This is a genomic window from Sinomonas sp. P10A9 (assembly GCF_041022165.1).
Taxonomy (GTDB): domain Bacteria; phylum Actinomycetota; class Actinomycetes; order Actinomycetales; family Micrococcaceae; genus Sinomonas; species Sinomonas puerhi.
Genome location: NZ_CP163302.1, coordinates 2956106 through 2975329, shown reverse-complemented (window position 1 = coordinate 2975329; position 19224 = coordinate 2956106). Strand labels below are relative to the sequence as shown.

19 protein-coding genes are annotated in these 19224 nt (G+C 68.1%); 5 read left to right on the top strand and 14 right to left on the bottom strand.

The annotated features are described in order from the left end of the window. The first annotated feature begins 60 nt into the window (after nt 1-60). Nucleotides 61-531, top strand: a complete 471-nt coding sequence (locus tag AB5L97_RS13575; protein WP_369045058.1) for a hypothetical protein — start codon at nt 61-63, stop codon at nt 529-531. 89 nt (nt 532-620) lie between these two features. Here AB5L97_RS13575 and mscL read toward each other — a convergent pair whose 3' ends face one another. From mscL to coaA, 3 genes are all read right to left on the bottom strand, one after another. Continuing rightward, on the bottom strand, nt 621-1010 hold the full coding sequence (gene mscL, locus AB5L97_RS13570; protein ID WP_307955683.1) for a large conductance mechanosensitive channel protein MscL: 390 nt from the start codon (nt 1008-1010) through the stop codon (nt 621-623). A 102-nt stretch (nt 1011-1112) separates the two neighbouring features. Then, on the bottom strand, nt 1113-1976 hold the full coding sequence (locus AB5L97_RS13565; protein WP_369045057.1) for a M15 family metallopeptidase: 864 nt from the start codon (nt 1974-1976) through the stop codon (nt 1113-1115). Nucleotides 1977-1980: 4 nt separating this feature from the next. Beyond that, nucleotides 1981-2898 (bottom strand): type I pantothenate kinase, encoded by a 918-nt coding sequence (coaA, locus tag AB5L97_RS13560; RefSeq protein WP_374049198.1) that lies wholly within the window; start codon nt 2896-2898, stop codon nt 1981-1983. A gap of 120 nt (nt 2899-3018) precedes the next feature. Here coaA and glmS point away from each other — a divergent pair, with 120 nt between their 5' ends. Then, a complete protein-coding gene (glmS, locus tag AB5L97_RS13555) occupies nt 3019-4923 on the top strand; it encodes a glutamine--fructose-6-phosphate transaminase (isomerizing) (protein ID WP_369045055.1) in 1905 nt (634 codons plus the stop codon). Nucleotides 4924-5056: 133 nt separating this feature from the next. Here glmS and AB5L97_RS13550 read toward each other — a convergent pair whose 3' ends face one another. The 3 genes from AB5L97_RS13550 to AB5L97_RS13540 form a co-directional block, all read right to left on the bottom strand. Continuing rightward, on the bottom strand, nt 5057-5224 hold the full coding sequence (locus AB5L97_RS13550; protein ID WP_369045054.1) for a hypothetical protein: 168 nt from the start codon (nt 5222-5224) through the stop codon (nt 5057-5059). A gap of 233 nt (nt 5225-5457) precedes the next feature. Further along, a complete protein-coding gene (locus tag AB5L97_RS13545; protein ID WP_369045053.1) occupies nt 5458-6213 on the bottom strand; it encodes a polysaccharide deacetylase family protein in 756 nt (251 codons plus the stop codon). Between the two features lie 290 nt (nt 6214-6503). After that, nucleotides 6504-7067, bottom strand: coding sequence for a mycothiol transferase (locus AB5L97_RS13540; protein WP_369045052.1), 564 nt, complete (start codon nt 7065-7067; stop codon nt 6504-6506). A 252-nt stretch (nt 7068-7319) separates the two neighbouring features. Here AB5L97_RS13540 and AB5L97_RS13535 point away from each other — a divergent pair, with 252 nt between their 5' ends. Continuing rightward, nucleotides 7320-7670: a holo-ACP synthase gene (locus AB5L97_RS13535; protein ID WP_307955690.1), complete on the top strand. Its 351-nt coding sequence runs from the start codon at nt 7320-7322 to the stop codon at nt 7668-7670. Between the two features lie 567 nt (nt 7671-8237). After that, nucleotides 8238-9743: an NAD(P)H-hydrate dehydratase gene (locus AB5L97_RS13530; RefSeq protein WP_369045051.1), complete on the top strand. Its 1506-nt coding sequence runs from the start codon at nt 8238-8240 to the stop codon at nt 9741-9743. Between the two features lie 90 nt (nt 9744-9833). Here AB5L97_RS13530 and AB5L97_RS13525 read toward each other — a convergent pair whose 3' ends face one another. From AB5L97_RS13525 to AB5L97_RS13515, 3 genes are all read right to left on the bottom strand, one after another. Then, nucleotides 9834-10361, bottom strand: a complete 528-nt coding sequence (locus tag AB5L97_RS13525; protein WP_369045050.1) for a hypothetical protein — start codon at nt 10359-10361, stop codon at nt 9834-9836. A 202-nt stretch (nt 10362-10563) separates the two neighbouring features. Further along, on the bottom strand, nt 10564-11247 hold the full coding sequence (locus AB5L97_RS13520; protein ID WP_369045049.1) for an SGNH/GDSL hydrolase family protein: 684 nt from the start codon (nt 11245-11247) through the stop codon (nt 10564-10566). After that, on the bottom strand, nt 11244-11612 hold the full coding sequence (locus tag AB5L97_RS13515) for a DUF3467 domain-containing protein (RefSeq protein ID WP_307955695.1): 369 nt from the start codon (nt 11610-11612) through the stop codon (nt 11244-11246). The genes AB5L97_RS13520 and AB5L97_RS13515 overlap by 4 nt, the downstream gene beginning before the upstream one ends. 376 nt (nt 11613-11988) lie before the next feature. Between AB5L97_RS13515 and AB5L97_RS13510 the strand changes: the two genes are divergently transcribed. Beyond that, on the top strand, nt 11989-13521 hold the full coding sequence (locus AB5L97_RS13510) for a glycosyltransferase family 39 protein (protein WP_369045048.1): 1533 nt from the start codon (nt 11989-11991) through the stop codon (nt 13519-13521). 3 nt (nt 13522-13524) lie between these two features. Here the strand turns inward: AB5L97_RS13510 and AB5L97_RS13505 are convergent, their stop codons facing one another. The 5 genes from AB5L97_RS13505 to AB5L97_RS13485 are packed head-to-tail and all read right to left on the bottom strand — an operon-like array spanning nt 13525 to nt 19138. Then, on the bottom strand, nt 13525-14631 hold the full coding sequence (locus AB5L97_RS13505) for a glycosyltransferase family 4 protein (RefSeq protein ID WP_369045047.1): 1107 nt from the start codon (nt 14629-14631) through the stop codon (nt 13525-13527). Next, nucleotides 14628-15539: a hypothetical protein gene (locus AB5L97_RS13500; RefSeq protein ID WP_369045046.1), complete on the bottom strand. Its 912-nt coding sequence runs from the start codon at nt 15537-15539 to the stop codon at nt 14628-14630. The genes AB5L97_RS13505 and AB5L97_RS13500 overlap by 4 nt, the downstream gene beginning before the upstream one ends. Then, nucleotides 15536-16549, bottom strand: a complete 1014-nt coding sequence (gene galE, locus AB5L97_RS13495; RefSeq protein WP_369045045.1) for a UDP-glucose 4-epimerase GalE — start codon at nt 16547-16549, stop codon at nt 15536-15538. The genes AB5L97_RS13500 and galE overlap by 4 nt, the downstream gene beginning before the upstream one ends. Beyond that, complete coding sequence (locus AB5L97_RS13490; protein ID WP_369045044.1) at nt 16546-17637, bottom strand: acyltransferase family protein; 1092 nt, start codon at nt 17635-17637, stop codon at nt 16546-16548. The genes galE and AB5L97_RS13490 overlap by 4 nt, the downstream gene beginning before the upstream one ends. A 1-nt stretch (nt 17638) precedes the next feature. Further along, nucleotides 17639-19138 carry a sugar transferase gene (locus AB5L97_RS13485; protein ID WP_369045043.1) on the bottom strand — a complete coding sequence of 500 codons (1500 nt, stop codon included), beginning with the start codon at nt 19136-19138 and terminating at the stop codon, nt 17639-17641. Nucleotides 19139-19224: the final 86 nt, after the last annotated feature.

Here is a 19224-nt window from a genome sequence, read left to right as displayed (position 1 = left end):
TGGCTGCACGGGCCACGCCCGAGCTGGGGTCAACCTGCCTGTTCCACCATGGAGGACCGAATGGCCAACTACGAGCTCCTGTCCGTGATCGCCCGGCTGCGTCCCGAGGCATGGGACGCGATCATCCCCCGCTCGGCCTTCCGGTCGAACCGGCTCGCCGCTGTGGCGCTCAATCCGCAGCCGCTCCCTCCGGGGCCTCCGGACGACCTCGCCACCGCCGCCGCCCGTATGACCCAGCGCCTCATCCACCTCGCCATCGAGGCGGACATCCGGGGTGAGGATTCCGCTGGCTGGCTTACGGAGTTCGTCGACGACTACTGCGGCAGCTGGCCCCACAAGTGGCCGGTCCCGTGGCCCGGCTCAGGCCCGGAACACAGTCCCCAGCCCGACCCGTGGCGCCTCCAGGAGGCCCGCGCCGCGAGCGCCATCATCCTCGCCTCCACCGCGTCGCGGCTCGGCGAAGGCCGCCTGCAGGCGGCACTGCGGGACGGCGCCGAGAAGCTCGCCGACGCGGCCGTCGCCCAACGCTGACCGTGCCGAGCACGACGCCGGCCCCCACCTTCGCGAGGTGAAGGGCCGGCGTCGCGCTTCGTTGTCGCTGGGGAAATCGGGGGCTGGAGTTACGGGCGCGGGGCCTGGAGCGAGTCGCGGATCTCGGTGAGGAGCGCGATCTGCGGGTCGATGGCCTCGCCCTGCTCCTCGTCCTTGATGGCGAGCTTGCGGTTGCGGCGCTCGATCATGTGGTTCATCGGCATGACGACAGCGAAGTAGATCGCAGCCGCAATGAGGAGGAAGTTGATGAGGGCGGTGAGGAAGAACCCGATCTTCACCGGCCCGAAGACTAGGAACTCGTCGAAGTTCGGCTGGCCCACCAGCAGGGAAACGATAGGCATGAGGATGTTACCGACGAACGAGGTAACGACGGCGCCGAAGGCGGCACCCATGACGACGGCCACGGCAAGGTCAACGACGTTGCCCTTCATGATGAAATCTCTGAATCCACTCAGCATGGGGCTGATGCTACTGCCAGGAAACCGGCGTCTACGTGAACGCGAGGTTATATCTTCCCCCCGCGTGGCGGGGCGGTGGAGTCGCTTCGCTCAACCAGCGGGTCAGTAGGCGGGCGCGGCCGGGAGGCCCAGGAACTCCTCGAGCGTGTTGACTCCGCGGACGTGCATGGCCGTGGCCGCCTCAACGCCGATGTAGCGTAGGTGCCAGGGCTCGTAGTAGTAGCCGGTGGTCTCATGGAACCACCACGGGTAGCGCACGATGAACCCGAACTCGTGGCCGTGCGCCGCCGCCCATTGCGCCGCGGGCGTGTCCTTGAAGCACGGCTGCACGGAGCATGTCCCGCCCGGTGCGCCGATGTCGAACGCCCAGCCGGTCTGGTGCTCCGAGAATCCGGGGCGCGCCGACGCGACGTCGGCTATCGCCTTCCCCTCCCTCGCCACCCAGCCGTTGTAGGTGGACGCCTGCGTCGCGTACGACCGGTACCCGCTCAGCAGCGTCATCGGCGACCCGGCCGCCGCGGCGGCGGCGAACATCGCCTCGGCCGCCCGCGCCGTCGTCGGATTCACCTGTGTGCTCTCGCCGCTGGTCGCGAGCTGCACCCGCGGCGTGGTCAGCTGCGGCACGAAGTCGATCGGGTTGAGCGGCAGCCTCTTGTTCACGACGACGAGCGGGTTGCCCGGATCCGTGGACGCGCTGAACCGTTCGCTGGTGGACGAGGCGGGAGAAGCGGACGACGGCGCGGGGGCGGGTGCCGCCGTCGTGCTCGCCTCGGTGGGGGTCGCCGAAGGTGACGCAGACGGCCCCACCGAGACGATCGGCGGCGGGCTCGTGAAGGAGTCGATCACGGGCGGAACCGCGCGGGACTCCGGGGCGCAGGCGGTGAGGCCGGCGGCCAGGGCGGCGAGGGTGAGGCTGCGGCGCGTGATGGTGTGGGGTTTCGACTCCGCTTCGCTTCGCTCGGCCATTGGGCTACACCTTCCGCAGGAGCATGCGGCGGATCGAGTGGTCCTTGTCCTTCGTGAGCACGAGCTGGGCCCGGCCGCGCGTCGGCAGCACGTTCTGGACCAGGTTGGGCTCGTTGATCCGCTTCCAGATGCTGCGCGCCGTCGTCGCCGCCTCCTCGTCGGAGAGGGACGCGTACCGGTGGAAGTAGCTCTCCGGCTGGGCGAACGCCCCCGAGCGGAGCTTGAGGAACCGCTCCACGTACCAATGCTCGATGTAGCTCGTCTTCGCGTCCACATAGACGGAGAAGTCGAAGAAGTCGCTTAGGGCCAGACCGGCGGTACCGTCGGCACGGGCGCGGGCGGGCTGGAGGACGTTGAGGCCCTCGACGATGAGCACATCCGGCCTGCGGACCACCACCTCGCGTCCGGGCACGATGTCGTACGTGAGGTGCGAATACCAGGGCGCCCGGACCTCCTCGGCCCCCGACTTGATCTCGGCGACGAAGCGCAGGAGCGCGCGCCGGTCGTAGGACTCGGGGAAGCCCTTGCGGTCCAGGATGCCCCGGCGGGTCAGTTCCGTGAGCGGGTAGAGGAAGCCGTCCGTGGTGATGAGCTGGACGTTCGGAGTGGACGGCCAGCGCTGGAGCATCTCGCGCAGCACGCGGGCGATCGTGGACTTGCCCACCGCCACCGAGCCGGCCACGCCGACGACGAACGGCGTGCGCTGGGTCTTTTCGCCGAGGAACGTCTGGGTCGCGTTGTGCAGCTCGCCCGAGGCCTCCACATAGAGGGAGAGAAGCCGGGAGAGCGGGAGGTAGACGTCGCGGATCTCGAGGAGGTCGAGCGGGTCCCCGAGGCCTCGTACGCGGTCGATATCGCTCTGGTTGAGGGGCTGCTCCATGCGGTCCGCGAGGCGCGCCCACGTGGCACGGTCGAGTTCCACGAAGGGCGTGGCGCCGTCGCCGCTGAACTCGGTTCTTCCCAGACTCACCCGTGCATTCTGTCAAGTGAGGCGGGCATCACGAAATGTGGACGACATCGCCACGCCGGTAGGATGGAGGCCATGTGTGGAATCGTGGGCTATGTCGGCAGCAGCAAGCGCAGCGAAGGGCTCGGTGCCCTAGCCGCGGACGGCAGCAACAACTACAGTGCGCTTGATGTGGTGATTGAGGGCCTTCGCCGGCTCGAGTACCGTGGCTACGACTCGGCAGGCGTCGCCGTCGTGGCGGACGGGGCCATCGAGTCCCGCAAGAAGGCTGGCAAGCTCAAGAACCTCGAGAGCGAGCTCGCCGAGCGCCCGCTGCCTGAGAGCTTCACCGGTATCGGCCACACGCGCTGGGCCACTCACGGCGGCCCGACGGACGCCAACGCGCACCCGCACCTGGCCGACGGCGGCAAGCTCGCCGTCATCCACAACGGCATCATCGAGAATTACGCGACGCTCAAGGCGGAGCTCGTGGCCAAGGGCGTGACGTTCCTCTCGGAGACGGACACCGAGGTCGCGGCCGCGCTCATCGGCGACCTGTACCGCGGCGCGGCCGACGGCGACATCACCCGCGCGATGCAGCTCGCCGCCCAGCGGCTCGAGGGAGCGTTCACGCTGCTCGCCGTGCACGCGGAGCAGCCGGGCGTCGTGGTGGCGGCGCGGCGGAACTCGCCGCTCGTCGTCGGACTCGGCGAGGGGGAGAACTTCCTCGGCTCCGACGTTTCCGGCTTCATCGACTACACGCGCCGTGCCGTGGAGCTTGGCCAGGACCAGATCGTGACGATCACGCCGGACACATTCGAGGTGACCGACTTCTTCGGTGCGCCCGCCCAGGGCAAGGAGTTCGAGGTCTCGTGGGACGCCGCGTCCGCCGAGAAGGACGGGTTCAACTCCTTCATGGAGAAGGAGATCCACGATCAGCCCGCCGCCGTGGCGGATACGCTGCTGGGCCGCTCCGACCCGTCCGGCCGCCTCATCCTCGACGAGCTGCGCATCGACGCGGCCGAGCTGAAGAAGGTCAACAAGATCATCGTGCTCGCGTGCGGGACCGCGGCGTACGCGGGCATGGTCGCGAAGTACGCCATCGAGAACTGGTGCCGCATCCCGACCGAGGTCGAGCTCGCGCACGAGTTCCGGTACCGCGACCCGATCGTGGACTCCAACACGCTCGTGGTGTCGATCAGCCAGTCCGGCGAGACCATGGACACGCTCATGGCCGTCCGCTACGCCCGCGAGCAGGGCGCCAAGACCGTCTCGATCTGCAACACGAACGGCTCCACGATCCCGCGCGAGTCCGACGCCGTGCTCTACACCCACGCTGGCCCCGAGATCGCCGTTGCGTCCACGAAGGCGTTCCTGGCGCAGATCACCGCCGCGTACCTCCTGGGCCTGTACCTCGCGCAGCTGCGCGGGAACATCTTCTCGGGCCAGATCAAGGACGTCCTCGCCGACCTGAACAAGATCCCCGAGAAGATCCAGACGGTCCTCGACAATGCCGGGTCGCTGCGCGAGCTTGCGCGAAGCATGAAGGACGAGCGGTCCGTGCTGTTCCTGGGCCGCCACGTGGGCTACCCGGTGGCGCTCGAGGGGGCACTCAAGCTCAAGGAGATTGCGTACATCCACGCCGAGGGCTTCGCCGCCGGCGAGCTCAAGCACGGCCCGATCGCGCTGATCGACGAGGGCCAGCCCGTCTTCGTGGTAGTCCCGTCCCCGCGCGGGCGCGACTCGCTGCACGCCAAGGTGGTCTCCAACATCCAGGAGGTCCGCGCCCGCGGCGCCCGCACGCTCGTGATCGCGGAGGAGGGCGACGAGGCCGTGCGCGCGTACGCCGAGCACGTCTTCTACGTGCCGGAGACGCCCACGCTGCTCATGCCGCTGCTCACCACCGTGCCGCTGCAGATCTTCGCCGCCGAGCTCGCCTCCGCGAAGGGCTACGACGTCGACCAGCCGCGGAACCTCGCCAAGTCGGTCACGGTCGAGTAGGCCCCGCCTTCCCTCTTCGATGCGGCGCACGACGACGGCCGGTCGCCTTCCGTACGGAAGGTGGCCGGCCGCCGTCGTCCGTGCCTGCTTGCTGCGGCCGCTGATTCCGACCGGTTCTCAGGATCCCCTGCAATCAGGACTTGCGCTGGCTCGCGCTGCGCCGGCGCGGCCAGCCCTGCTTCTCGAGGTGGCCCTGCTTCTCGACTGGATCCGCGGCGTCGTCTGGGATCGTGCCGTTCTCACCTGCGAGCAGCCGGCCCGCGTCGGGCCCGGGGATCTGGGCCGCGGCGAGATGCGGCATTCCCGGGTTCCGGCCCACGCCGTGGGATGCAGGGCCGCCTGGTTGGCGCAGGTGTGTTGTTCGGGAGGACGTGAAGACTTTGAGCCATCGCATCGCGATCACCTCTGAGGTTCTGTACTGTCCATTGTCCCGCGGAATGGCCGGAATGCGCCAGATCTCGCCGACCGTCGTCGTTCCCGACGCCCGAAGAGGGGCGCGAGATCCGTACCGGAGACCGTGGGGCGGGCGGTGGGTCAGAGGAGGATGTCCAAGGTGGTGAAGCCGTAGCCCGCCGCGCGCATCTGCGCGATGATGTCGGGCAGGGCCGCTGCATCCAGAGTCGACCCGTCGTCGGGGTTGGAGCCGACGTGCATGAGCACGATCTCGCCGGGCTGGAGGGCGGCGAGGACCCGCTGCGTGACGAACCCCGGTCCGCGGGCCCCGCCCATGGTTCCCTGCCATCCGAGTGAGTCGACGGTCCAGCGGATCGCCGCGTAGCCGGTGGCGTTGACGGCCGCGATGGTGCGTGCGTTGCGGGCGCCGGAGGGGAACCTGAAGAGCGGTCTCGGGTCCGAGCCTCCGGCCTGGATCGCGGCCTGGGCGTTGGCGAGTTCGGCGGCAATCTGCGCATCGGTCTGGGTGGTCATGTCGGTGTGCGTCATCGAGTGGTTGCCGATCCGATGCCCCGCTGCGGCGATCTGCGCGACCTTGGCCGGGTTGGCCTGCGCCCACCTGCCGGTCAGGAAGAAGGTCGCGGGGACGTGGTTGGCGGCGAGCGTGGAGAGGATTGAGGCGAGGCCGGCGTCGTTGGCGCCTGCGTCGAAGGTGAGGGCCACGAGCTTCTGTGAAGTGGCGATCCGCTCCACGTCGAGGCCGCGCAGCGCCTCTGGCAGCACGGGTGCCTGGGGCTCGGGCTGGGGCTGGGGTTCGGGGGCGGGTGGGGCCGGCTGCGCCGGCTCGGGCTGCGGCGGGGCGGGAGCAGCGGGTTCGCTGGGCTGGGGACCCGGCACGGTTCCGGTGGGTGGGCTACCGGGCGCTGAGGGTGTTGCCGTTGAGGTTGGGGTGGGCGTTGCGGATTGTGACACCGACGGTGACACAGAGGCGCTTGCTGAGGGACCCGCCGTCGGGCTCGGAGCGAAACGCATCACGGCGAGCGCGATCGCGCCGGCCACGAGGGCGAGAGCGAGCACTGCCCCGACGATAATTGCGATCTGCCGCCGCGCCAATGCCGCCACGATGAGCCCTCCTGCTCACGAGCGTAGGCGCGGGAGGCTGGGGCGCGCGAGGGCCTTTGGTCCGCTCAGCCGAGGATGAGGCCCCGCACGTAGGCCGCCTGCCCGAGATGCTGGGTCGTGTCATTGAGGATGCTCATGAGGCGGACCGCTGCGGTGACCGGCGGGTTCCACCGGAGGTCAACGACGCGTCCCAGATCGTCGTCTCCCAGGCCGTCAAGCACCGCCAGCGTGCGGGCGTGCACGGCCTCGTGGTAGCCCCGTAGGGTCTCGGCCGCGGTGGCAGGGAAGGCGTCCAGCTCGGCGTCCGACTGCCCGTAGCCCGTGGCCCATTCGCCGAAGGGCAGCGCGAACTGCTCCCGCCACTCGGCCCACACCTGCCCGGGCGGGACCTCGCGGGTGCGGGAGGCTGGCGGGTCGTTGCCCTCAAGGACGTGGGCCAGCGCAGCGATGTGGTCGTCCTCGACTCGGGTGAGGTGCCACACCAGCCACGCGATGTGGTTCGCGTGCGGGCCTGGCCGCTGCAGGAGGTGTTCTGGGGAGAGTCCCAGGAGGACGTGCTCGACGCCCTCCCAGACGCGCTCGAAGCCGTCTGCCAGGATCTCCGTGGCCCATTTCCGGTCTGTACCCATGGCCCCACCCTATTCCGGGGCGCCGGCGAAGGGGGAGGGGTGCCTTCGGCTGGGGCGGCTCATGCTCATTGTGGGCCAGAAATCACTGTGGAACACGGGGTTTCCCTAGAGACGCGCCAATGGAACCCGCACTGCTCGCAAAAGGGCCTCGCGATATCGCGTGTCGGATGCGACTCGCCGACCCGCAGTGCGGACGCTGCTCTACCCCGAGCATGAGCGGACGTGCCTCACGCGCCCCGATAGAGTATCGGCATGGCTATCATCGGCATCGGCGTGGACGTTGTGGACATTGCCCGTTTCGAGCGTCAGCTCGAGCGGACCCCCGGGCTCAGGGATCGCCTGTTCGTCCCTGCCGAACGTGACCTGCATCCGCGCTCGCTCGCCGCACGCTTCGCCGCCAAAGAGGCCGTCGCCAAGGTTCTCGGCGCGCCGGCCGGGATGAACTGGCAGGACTGCTGGATCGGCCTTGGCCCTAAGGGCCCCGAGGTCCAGGTCACGGGAACCGTGCTGGCTGTCGCTCAGGAGTGCGGCGTCAAGCGGTGGCATCTGAGCATGAGCCACGATGGCGGCATCGCCACCGCGATGGTCGTCGCGGAGGGCTGACCCGGAGGAAGCTGGCTCCGTGGAGGCTGACCCTGCGGAGGGCCGATCCGGCGGGAGGCTGAGCTAGAGAGCGAGCTCCGCGGCATGCTTAGGGGCACGTGTCCGGACGGGCTCGTCGACGAACTCGTCCGCACTCACTGACAAGGACTCAGACGAGGGCTCTGGCTCCCGCTCGACTCGTGAGACTGGCTCAGTGACGGCAGGCACCTGCGCATGGGCGTCGTTGTGCCGGGCGCCCCCAACAGTCGTGAGCCCGAACACCAACCCGAAGATTCCCAGCGCGCACCAAATCAGCACCGAGATGTCAATCCGGGCCTCGGACGCGATCAGCGCCACGACCACGAATGCTGCTGTGGCCAAAGCGGCCGGCATCCAACGAGACTTCACTACGCCCCCAAAGCGCTCATGTCCTGCCCGAAATGGCCAGGTCCCCAGTACCGCCGCGGTGTGTCATCAGAAACAGCCGGGAGCAGCCCCGTCAGTTTATCGGCCCCACTCCGGCGCGGAAGGCCATCAACGCAATTCACAACTTCTGTACGGGCAATGACTCCTCAGTAGACTCGCAGCATGGTTTCCGCGTACACCGGCACCCAGATCCGCGCCGCCGAGACGCCACTGCTCCAGGGTGGCGGCGGCCCCGCACTCATGGCGAGGGCAGCCCACGGGCTCGCACTCGCGGTTGTTGACGAGCTCAAGCGCAGGGGAGGCGTCTACGGCGGGCGCGTCGCCGCCATCGTAGGCAAGGGCAACAACGGGGGCGATGCTCTCTTCGCGCTCGCAGAGCTTGCCCGCCGCGGGGTGCGTGCGACGGCGGTGCTCACCGGAACCACGGCCCACGCCGAGGGGCTCGCGGCCTTCACGGCGGCAGGTGGCCGGATCACCGACGGGCTCGAGCCCGCTGATGTGGTGATCGACGCGGTGCTTGGCACCGGCTTCACTGGCGAATTCGTGTCGCCTCTCCCGAGTCCCCATGCCACGGTGATCGCCTGTGACCTGCCGTCTGGCGTGGACGGCGATACGGGTCTGGCCAGCCCCGGTGTGTGGCGGGCGGACGTCACGGTGACGTTCGGCGCCCTCAAGACAGGGCTGCTCGTGGGTCGCGGCCGTGCGCTTGCCGGGCGCGTGGAGATCGTGGACATCGGCCTGGGACCATACCTACCGGAGCCGGACGTGCGGAGCCTCGACGCCGCCGACGCCGCAGCGCTTCTGCCCGTGCCCCGCGACGACTGGCACAAGTACTCACGCGGGGTGCTCGGGCTTGTGGCCGGCTCCGAGGACTACCCCGGTGCAGCCGTGCTCGCCACCGCCGGCGCGCTCGCGACCGGCGTGGGGATGGTGCGACTCGTAGCCCCTGATGCGGTGCGGGCCCTCGTCCTGGCGGCGCACCCGGAGATCGTTGGGTCGGCGGAGCCGCGCGGGCGGGTTCAGGCGTGGGCCGTTGGCCCCGGGATCGGGGACGACGACGCGCAGCGTCGCGCGCTCGCGACCGCACTCGGGTCGGGGCTCCCCACCGTGGTGGATGCCTCCGGCCTCGAGGCGCTGGGGGACTTCCTTGTTGCGGAGAATGGCTCGAGCCGTGAGACCACCGAACCGCGCTTAGCGGAGGTCCTCGACAGGCTCGCTGAGGAGCGGGGAGTTGCGGGGGAGCGTCTTGTCCTCACGCCTCATGCAGGGGAGCTCTCGAGGATACTGGCCAACTACCGGTCAAATTCACCGGACCGGGCGGCGATCGAGTCGGAGCCGCTGCGCTGGGCCCGCGAGGCGGCTGAGCGACTCGGCGTCACCGTGCTGCTCAAGGGATCGGCGACGGTGTGCGCGGCGCCGGACGGGACCGCGTTCATCCAGGCCGAAGGGCACCCGTATCTCGCGACGGCGGGCAGTGGGGACACGCTCACTGGGATTTTGGGGGCACTTCTTGCAACCGCGTCAGCGGGCGGCACGAGGCCCGTGGAGCTCGCGGCCCTTGCTGCGTGCATCCACGGGTGGGCCGGGCGAATCGCCGCCGGTGGAGGGCCCTACGGTGCGGAGGGTCTGGCCGGTGCGGTGCGACGGGCGGTGGGGCGGCTCGGGTAGGTGCCCCAGCCTGTACCCCGGAAGAAAACCTGCGGCCGGCCACCCAGAGGGTGACCGGCCGCAGACGTCTGGATCCTGTTGCTCCCCTGATCAGATCTTGGGGTTGATGTTGTTGCTGAGGCTCGGATCGGTAGTTGGGGCAACCACGAAGTTGGTGCCAGTAGCCGAGGAATCCGGCACAAACGTCCCGGCAGGGAAGATGACATCCGTCTGCTGCGGAAATTGGAAGCTCTGAAGGATTGTGACGGTCACGATCTTGGCGGAAACGTAGTTGACCGACACCGTGAACGGTACGCCGAGGACGACCGTCGTGCCGATCAAAGCCGTGGCAACCTTGATCGAGGTGCCCGTGAGATCGATCGTCCACTGGTCAGGGTTCGTGTATGCCTTGCCACCGGGGGTGTCGGCAGCAATACGCAACGTGTTGCTTCCGGTCGCACTGTACTGGTTGTTGTTGCTGGTGTCCGGGTTCCACGAAATGTGGCCATTCTTGGCGTTTCCGCCCGAAGCGGCGGCCATCGGCGCGGCAACAGCGGCGGCGATAACGGGGGCGGACCACGCGGCGGCCTTAGTAACCGCGCGGCGTGACGGCATATTGTTGGTGCGAGTCTCGGTCACGAGTCTGTCCTCTCCAGAAGGAACCGCTCCGGGGTCTGGAAAGGACAAAACGAGATAATCCCCCACACCTCGCCCCTAGCGGCGGCTGTCGCGGGCAGGGTGCCCGCACGCAGTCGACGTTGAAGTCAAGCGCTGAGGTTAACCTATCGGCTGTTCTGAAAGGGGGCAAATGTTCTACGTCATGTAGCGCGCGTGTCGTGCGTCACATTGCGGCTAGCAGTCGGGGCAGCTGTCCTCGCGCGGCCTCGGCCATGAGTGCACCCCCGGAAGCATTGGCGTGGATCCCGTCGTCGCTGAGCCCGGGACGCCAGGTTCCGTCCGCCGCGGTGACGGCGCTCGTCACATCGAGCCACGGGACCCCGTGAGCAGCGGCCCAGGCCTTGAGGAGCGCATTCAGCTGGTTGGTGGCAGTGCCCAGCGTCGCGGATGGAGGCACCGAGACGAGCACCGACTCTGCCCCATGTGCGGAGACGGCCCCTACGAGTTGCTCGACCCCCTGTGCGGCTCTGGCGGGCGGCGCACCGTCGAGCAGGAGGTCGTTGGTCCCGGCCTGTACGAGCACCACCCCGCCCTGTGCGGTGGCCTCCGCGACCCACGCCTGCAGGGCGATCGACGTCCGGCCCGGGTGGGAGGAGAACACCCCGAGGGCCGCTCCCGGCACAGATCCATCCGCGACCGACCGCTCGAACCAGGAACCCGGCCAGCTCGAATGCGAGTCTCCCAGAACGCTCACCCGAGTCAGCCCCGATGGGTGGCCCGAGGAGTGCAGTGAGGCCGATTGCGACGGAGAGGCGGTCGCGGAAGGCGACGGCGCGGCGTCGTGCGTCCCTGACGCCGAGCACGAGGCGAGGACCGCGAGCACCGCGAGGGCGAGGAGGGGCTTCATTCGGGCCCGTCGACGCCCTCGTCGTCGATCCGGACCTGCCGGCCCTCGGAGTCGAAGAGCGGCCTGGCCGGCGGCTTCCGCCCCGTCTCCTGCTCCCAGATGCCGAGCTGGCGGGTGAGGGCGGCGGCGAGCTCGAATACCTGCTCCGGGGGAATGCGGATGCGGCTCACGACCCGCCCGGGGATGAGCTCCGCAGCCTCGCCGTCGGGGCCCTCGCCGGGCTGGGCCGGCTGCGTGAGCGCGACGAAGTCGAGGACGAACACATTCGGCGTGTGCCACAGGTTTGCGAAGTCGGCGAAGCGCCCCTCGACGTTCTCCTCGGGCAGGTCGATCTGGAAGACCTTGGGCAGGTCGGGCTCGGTCATGAGCCCATCATCGCCCCGTCAGGTGTACTCCGCGAAGAACCGAAGGGTTTCCCTGCTTGCCCCGTAGCGGACACTCACACATGGACGGGTGGATGCGGCGGCGGGGTGCCGCGGGGGTCGGCGTCGAACTACTTCCGCACGCGCGCTGCACTGCTTGGGGGCGTTGTCGAGCACATCGTGGAGCAGGAGAGGGGCGGTGCAGACGCGCCGGATGCGCTGCCCACGACTGTGGAGGGGTTCCTCGGGCTGCTGGCCGCGACCGCACTCGTGGCCGTGTGCGAGGGGCTGATCATGCACCGGATCGCCGTGGACCGCGAGGCTGATGTCCGGGGTGCCATCCGCGCCGTGGTAATAGCATTTGCTAAAGGGGGAGCTCATGGTGACAGTGACAGATCGGGGCGGTAACAGCCCCGCGGGTGAGGGCGGCACGACCCGCTCGAAGGTCCACAATATTCGTGGCATCCAAGGGCTCGCGACCGGGGTGGGTGTCTTCGTCGTCGGCGTCGTCGCCTCCATCGTGGGAACCGCAGGCGTCGCGCTGTGGTTCGACGAATCCGCCACGATCGCCGCATCGGCACGGCCCCTGGGCAAGATCTTCGAGCTCACCCGCTCGGTGGATGCCGTACACGCGGCCTATTACATCTTCATGCACTTCTGGATCGACGTGTTCGGGGCGGGACCCCTGAGCGTTCGGATGCCGTCGGCGCTTGCAGTGGGCCTGGTCGGCTTTGCCGTCGTTCGCTTCGGGACCACCGTTGTCGATCAGCGGTTCGGGGCCACCGCTGGCCTTATGACCGTTCTGCTCCCACGGGTTGTTTGGGCCGGAAGCGAGGCCCGGCAGTTCGGCTTGAGCGCCCTGCTCGCCGTGCTTCTCGTGTGGGCGGTATGGAGCGCGTGGGATCGCCGGGACTGGCGTTCGTGGGCAGCGGTCGGCATTGTGGTCGCCGTCTCCGGCTACGTCTTTCTCTTCTCGGTGCTCCTCCTGCCCGCGCTCATCATCGCGTCGTTCGTGCTCCGCCGCTCCCCTTGGACCACCACCCTGTCGTTGGGACTCGGAGCCGCACCGGTCATCGCTCTCGTCCTCGTTGCCGCGCCGCAGACCGGCCAGGTCTCGTGGATCCGCGAGCCATCCAAGGCACAACTGCTCAAGGACGTGTTGGTCACCCAATGGTTCGAGGGCCAGGACAAACCCTTGGGATGGTATCCGCCCCCCTGGGCCGAGCCTGCTGCAATCGTGCTGCTCGCCTTCGTCGCCGCGCTCGGCGCGGTGGCCTTCTTCGGCGCCCGGCGGTACGTCAACGAGATGCGGCTCGTGGTCGTCGCCGTTCTGTGGGCCTGCGTTCCCACCGTCTTGCTCGTTGGCATCTCGATCGTCGCGACTCCGCTCTACGTCCCTCGGTACCTCACCTTCACAGCGCCTTCGATTGGACTCTTGGCGGCTTTGGGCGCGCGGCAGCTGTACTCGAGAGCCGTGGTCCACGCCTCAGCCCTGGTGCTCGTCGGTGCGACACTCCTCGTGCCGCAGCTCTACATGAAGGACTTCACACCTCGCGGGGCTGACTTCAAGAAGGTCGCGGCCGCCGTCGGTGAGGCCCGGGCGTTCTGGTCAGACCGGATTGTCTTCAAGAACGATCAGGCACGCGCTATCGGTGCCGCATATCCTGAGCCATTCGTCGGGAGCAGCGACGTACTGCTCGTCGAGGGCCCGGCGGATTCGAACACCCTCTTCGGCCGTTCGGCCGAGGTCGCCATCCTCGGCAGGGTGGGCAGGGAGCGCGTCATCTTCGTGGGGGACCACCAGGGACTGGACGGCGTTGCCTATCGCGAATTGGTGAAGTCGTGTGTGGCCCAGGAGTATCCGCGAGGGTATGGCAGGATCGTGCTCTTCGACTGCCGCACCGGGCGCTGACGGCTACGAGTCCCGCGAGGCCCCTGAGCCGGTGATCAGCGCCCCGATCTCGGCCCACATGCGCCGGAACGAGTACCTATCGACCACCGTCTGACGGGCGGCCGCACCGATGCGCGCCCGGAGTCCCGGATCGTGGTGAGCCTGACGGATGACCTCGGCCATGCCCGATGGGTCGTGCAATGGCATTGCCAGGGCAGTCACGCCGTCGTCAATGTATTGGTCCATCGCCTCGGTTGAGGTGACGGCTACGCAGGCGCCACAGGCCGAAGCTTCGAGGAGCACCGATTGGCCGGTCGGGTATGCCAGATCATGTGTCGGAACGACCACGAGGTCCGCGGAACGCAGATTCTCGCGGTGGGCCATGATGTCCACGGGCGCGTGGAGGGTGACGTTGCCGGGAAGCGGTTCGGTGATGCGCCCTGGCTGAGTGAAGATATCGAAACGCGCTTCGGGGACCAGCCTGGCTGCCGCAACGAGCGACTCGAAGTCCCTCCCCCTGTCCACCCCGGCGGAGAAGACCTGGAAGCGGCGCTTCGTCTCCGGAACGGGGTAGTAGAAGTCGGGATCGACCCCGAAGGCGACGGGGAATACCTTGGACTCGGGCACGCCGATCGACGCGAAGACCGAACGCTGGTTCTCGCTGAAAACGATCAAGCCGTCGATACCCTCGATGTCCCTCCGGATGCTCTCGCGCGTGCGCTCGCTTGCATGGAGCAGCTCCTCGGCCCACCAGCACGTGACTGCCCAGAAGGGGCGGTCGGCATAAGGCCGGAGACCCCGCCGGCGAAGGCGCGAGACGAACTGGGCTCGCCGCTCGAACATCGCGAAGACCACGTCGGCGCGCCACGCCTCGGTCACGGCACGCAGCGGCATGTCTACGTCGACGCCCGAACGGTGCTCGACGACGTCACGCACCTTCCGGTGCAGACGATCTCTCGCCGGGATGATGGTCTTCAGTTCGAAGCCGAGCTCGTCGAGGAGGTCCACCCGATACGGGCCGGGAACGTGGGGACGGCCCGCCTCCCGGGCCGCGCGGTCAAGGATGCCGTGGTGATCGAAGAGGCCGAGAATGCGGGGTTCTCTTAGGGACCGGGCGGTGGTGGTCGTCATGGCTTCGCCGCTCGGGGTGTGAGGGACCAGAATCGCTCGTGGCTGGGCAGGGTGCTGGCCTTCTCCAGACGCCGCTTCCGCGGGTCCAGCTGTGGCAGCTGGCTCGCATAGAGGCCGATCCGGCGTGCTTTGGCGGGGCGGTCGACGGCGAGCGCTACTTCGGACGCCGAGAATCCGAAGCGTGCCTGCGCTTCGGCGACCCCATGGTCCCCGGCCCGCGACCACAGGTACGGGAGTTCCTCGTACAGCACCACGCGGGCGGAGCCGTGAGCCGCTGAGCCGCTGAGGAGGGGGGCGAGCAGGGCGTCTCGGACGAAGAGGTGGTCCGGGTGAGCAAAGGAACGGTGGGCGAGTCCACGGCTCTTCTTCCATAAGAAGACCTGATGCGCCACCCACCGGCCACCGAGGGCTCCGAGCGCGCTCTTGAGTGCGCTGGCGAATGAGCGGGTCCTTTGGGCAGAGGAGGCCGCACCGGGTTCACCTTCGCCTGCCACCGGAAGTCCGGCCATGTGGCCCGTCCCCGCAGGGATCAGGACGAACTGCTCCTGATCCCCGTGTCCGGCGATCCACTCGCGCACGGCGGCGGCCAGCCGATCGCCGTCGTCCGCAGTGCGGGGGAGCGACGCGTAGGCGAGGTCGAGGAGGTCCAGGCGGTGGGTCTCGACTCCAAAACGATCGAGGGCCTCGTGGTCCTCGGCGAGTCGGGCGTCCATCGCGGCATCCGAATTGGGGAAGCCGGCGAGCACATCGTGCGTCACGGCGACTGCCGGGGCGGGTCTGCCGGCGAAGACCGTCAGAACCTCCACACCGGGTCGGTCGAGGATGGACCCGCAGGAGAGTGCGGCGTCGTCGAGGTGGGGAGAGACGATCAGCATCGGAGTGCCCTTGGCAGGCGGGAAGGGCGTCACGCGTCGTAGCCGTTCGGATTGGCGTCCTGCCAGTGCCAGTGGTCCTCGATCATCTCGCGCAGGCTCCGTACGGCCCTCCACCCCAGATCCCGCGCAGCCTTGGACGCGTCCGCATAGCTCACGGCGACGTCGCCGGGCCGTCGCTCCACGATCCGGTACGGAATAGGGCGACCGGAAACTTCTGCATACATTCGGATTACCTCCAACACCGAGTATCCGCGACCCGTGCCCAGGTTCCAGACGTCTACCCCGGTCCGTGACGCGATCCGGTCGAGTGCGGCCACGTGGCCCTCAGCTAGGTCCATGACGTGCAGGTAGTCGCGCACGCCTGTGCCGTCAGGGGTCGGGTAATCGCCTCCGAACACGCTGACGGCCTCGTGCCGTCCCACGGCGACCTGGCCGACGAACGGCACAAGGTTGTTTGGCACGCCGCGCGGGTCCTCCCCGATCTGCGCCGACGGATGTGCGCCGACCGGGTTGAAGTAGCGCAGGATCCCGATGCTCCAGCGCGGATCCGACGCCGCGAGATCCCGAAGGATGTCTTCGGTCATGAGCTTGGTGCGGCCATAGGGGTTCGTTACGGACAGGGGGTGGTCCTCCGGTGTGGGAACCGTCTCGGTAACCCCGTACACGGTGGCAGACGAGGAGAAGATGATCCGGCGAACGCTCGCCGCGTCCATGGCATCAAGCAGTTGGAGCGTCCCGCTGACGTTGTTGGTCATGTACCGCAGTGGTTGGGCGTTCGACTCGCCCACAGACTTGAGTCCGGCAAAATGGACGACGGCGTCGGGCCGGGTCTCGGCGAAAATCTCCTCGAGCAGGTGGCGGTCCAGCAGGTCGCCTTCGACGACGGGGATGTCGGAGCCCGCAAGATCTGAAGTGCGGCGTACAGCATCACGCGAGGCGTTCGAGAAGTTGTCGACCACGGTCACCTCGTGGCCCGCCGCGATGAGCGAGAGGGACGTATGGGTGCCGAGGTAGCCCGCGCCCCCGGTGACGACGATCCTCATGTAAGACGCCCCCTGTCCGTCCTCGCCGAGCGCGTCCAAGCCAGGCCTATCCCGGCGCCGGGTCGGAGGTTCTTGAGCGATAAGGCGGGTTTCTCGATCAACCGCCAGGACAGCCAGGCGAGCCCGAGCGCGATGGCCAGTGTGGCCACGGCGTTTGGCAGGACTCCCCAGGGCGCGGTCCCCATGTCGACAAGCAACTGCTGCACAGGGAACGCGTAGATGTAGAGCCCGTAGGAGAGGTCATTGCGCGTTGTGACACCAGTCGTCGCGCGAGAGCCGACGGCCAGCAATAGGTACGCGAGCGGGACCTGACCAAGGCTTCCATCCGCGCCGAGGTACCAGAGCGCGACATAGCTTGCGGCGGCCGCCGCGATGAGGCTCGTCCGCACCGGGATTCGGCGGGCCGCAGCGTACATCGCGGCGCCAACGAGGAAGTAGCTCCCGAGGCGGCCGGCGTAGTGATAGAAGCTTGTCGAGACGTGGACCGGCCCTTCGATGAGCATCCACCCGGCAATGGACATCAAGGCCAGCGCCGTGAGGACTACGCCCATTCGGGATCGGATCCACGGGACGGTGAGGACCGCGCCCAATGCCAAGTACGCGACGAACTCGTAGCCGAGGGTCCAGAGGGATCCGTCCCACACCGATGGATACGGAACGTCTCCGAGTGTCTGACCGATACCCCATTGTCGAACCGCGAGGAGAGCGTTGCCTATGACGAAGCCAGCCGCGGACAGCCAGTCCATAGGCCTGTGCTCGAGCGCCGCCGCCAGGGGCGAGAACACGAGCGCGATGGCGAGGAGGCAGACGAGGAAGCCGGGAAAGATCCGGAGGATACGCCTTACCAAGTAGACGGGCAGCGATGTGCTGACCCTGCTCGCTGCGATGAGATAACCGGAGACTGCAAAGAAGCCGTTGACGGCGATGTCGCTCAGGAACTCGAGGTGAGGCCCGGACAGGCTGCCGGTGAGAGGCCACGCGTGGCCGATGACGACGAGCAAGGCCAAGAACAGGCGAACCGCGTTGAGGCTGTTGGTACGGGCGCTCAACCGCGCCTGGAGAGACGGGGACGACGGGTCGAAGACCACGTCAGTAGGCACCGTTCGAAGTGGCGACCGCCCGCACGGTCTTGATGAGGATCATGAGGTCCTGGATCATTGACCAGTTCTCGACGTAGTACAGGTCGAGCCGCATCGAGTCTTCCCACGAGAGATCGGAGCGCCCGCTCACCTGCCACAGGCCGGTGATGCCCGGCTTGACGAGGAGTCGCCGATGGGCGAAGTCGTCGTAGCCGGCAACCTCGACCGGCAGCGGCGGGCGTGGGCCAACGAGGCTCATGTCGCCCTTGAGGACGTTGAACAGCTGGGGAAGCTCATCGATCGAGTAGCGGCGGATGAACTGGCCGAAGCGGGTGACGCGCGGGTCCCGCTTCATCTTGAACAGGACGCCATTGCCATTGCTGGCCGCATGCAACTCATCGAGCCGGGACTCGGCATCCGACGCCATCGAACGGAACTTGAGCATGCGGAATGGGTCGCCGGCACGCCCGATCCTGATCTGGCGGAACAACGCGGAGCCCGGGCTGTCTGTCCGCACAAGTACCGCGACGACGAGCATCGGCACAGCGAGGACAGCCGTCAGGAGGCCCGCAACGACCAGATCGAAGCCCCGCTTCGCGACTCCTTGAGCGCCTTCGAGCTTGGGTGTGGTGACATGGATCAGCGGCAGCCCGGCTACGGGCTGCGTGTGGATGCGGGGTCCAGCGATGTCCGTGAGGGCTGGCGCCATGACCATAGAGATGTCCTGGGCAGCGAGCGCCCACCCGAGCTGACGGAGCGTCTCGGGGCGGATGGCAGCGCCGCCCGAGATCGCCACCGTGTCGACCTCGGTCGCGGAGATCGCGCTCAGGATCTCATCGAGCGAGGGGCCCGACCCGACGACAGGCAGGGGCAACTCAGGGCCGCCTACCTCGAGGTCGCCGAATCCGGGGACGAACGCTCCGATTGGGCGGTAGCCCGCCTCCGGGTGACGGCTCAGCTGGCGATTGAGGTGCTCGACCGAGTCGGCCGAGCCGACCAAAAGGACTCGGGACAGCCGCCGTCCCGCCATGCGGTCATGCACAAGCACATTACGCAGGACCCAACGGCCGAAGAGGAGGGAAACGATGCCAAGTGGAAGCGCGATCGCGACGTAGCCGCGCGCCGTCTCGAGCTGGAACACATACGAGACGACGGCGACCCCTCCGAACAGCCACAGCGAGGCCGTCGCAACACGCTTGTACTCGGTGGGACCATAGCCAAGAATCCGCGTGTCGCGCGTCCCCCACAGGCCCAGCATCAGCACCCAGGCGATGGCGAGGGCACCGCCCACGAGCGCGTACGGGGTCTGCCTGATGAGGACGTCCAGCGTCGGGTCGTTGATCCCGAACCGCAGAAGCTGCGCGCCGACGACCGCCCAGATGACGCAGAGCAGGTCTACGAAAGCGATCAGGGACTGCTGCGACCATGGCCAGATGGGTGCCGCTTCCCTCAGCCTCCGACGCGTCGCTGCGACGCCACTGCGGCTGGCGTCGGTCCGTCCGTTCCCCATAGTGCCCCCATGCGTCGTCTCAAGGCACCTTGAGCCGAGGCCTGGGGATGCCACGGGCCGACGTCAGAGCGTGGCCTTCAAGGCGA

Bases quoted from the DNA above. Each gene is read 5' to 3' on its own strand.
- AB5L97_RS13485 (WP_369045043.1), bottom strand. From the start codon at position 19,138: ATGGGGAACGGACGGACCGACGCCAGCCGCAGTGGCGTCGCAGCGACG.
- AB5L97_RS13510 (WP_369045048.1), top strand. From the start codon at position 11,989: ATGGTGACAGTGACAGATCGGGGCGGTAACAGCCCCGCGGGTGAGGGC.
- AB5L97_RS13575 (WP_369045058.1), top strand. From the start codon at position 61: ATGGCCAACTACGAGCTCCTGTCCGTGATCGCCCGGCTGCGTCCCGAG.
- AB5L97_RS13520 (WP_369045049.1), bottom strand. From the start codon at position 11,247: ATGAAGCCCCTCCTCGCCCTCGCGGTGCTCGCGGTCCTCGCCTCGTGC.
- AB5L97_RS13530 (WP_369045051.1), top strand. From the start codon at position 8,238: ATGGTTTCCGCGTACACCGGCACCCAGATCCGCGCCGCCGAGACGCCA.
- AB5L97_RS13505 (WP_369045047.1), bottom strand. From the start codon at position 14,631: ATGACGACCACCACCGCCCGGTCCCTAAGAGAACCCCGCATTCTCGGC.
- AB5L97_RS13515 (WP_307955695.1), bottom strand. From the start codon at position 11,612: ATGACCGAGCCCGACCTGCCCAAGGTCTTCCAGATCGACCTGCCCGAG.
- glmS (WP_369045055.1), top strand. From the start codon at position 3,019: ATGTGTGGAATCGTGGGCTATGTCGGCAGCAGCAAGCGCAGCGAAGGG.
- AB5L97_RS13565 (WP_369045057.1), bottom strand. From the start codon at position 1,976: ATGGCCGAGCGAAGCGAAGCGGAGTCGAAACCCCACACCATCACGCGC.
- mscL (WP_307955683.1), bottom strand. From the start codon at position 1,010: ATGCTGAGTGGATTCAGAGATTTCATCATGAAGGGCAACGTCGTTGAC.
- AB5L97_RS13535 (WP_307955690.1), top strand. From the start codon at position 7,320: ATGGCTATCATCGGCATCGGCGTGGACGTTGTGGACATTGCCCGTTTC.
- AB5L97_RS13540 (WP_369045052.1), bottom strand. From the start codon at position 7,067: ATGGGTACAGACCGGAAATGGGCCACGGAGATCCTGGCAGACGGCTTC.
- AB5L97_RS13550 (WP_369045054.1), bottom strand. From the start codon at position 5,224: ATGCCGCATCTCGCCGCGGCCCAGATCCCCGGGCCCGACGCGGGCCGG.
- galE (WP_369045045.1), bottom strand. From the start codon at position 16,549: ATGAGGATCGTCGTCACCGGGGGCGCGGGCTACCTCGGCACCCATACG.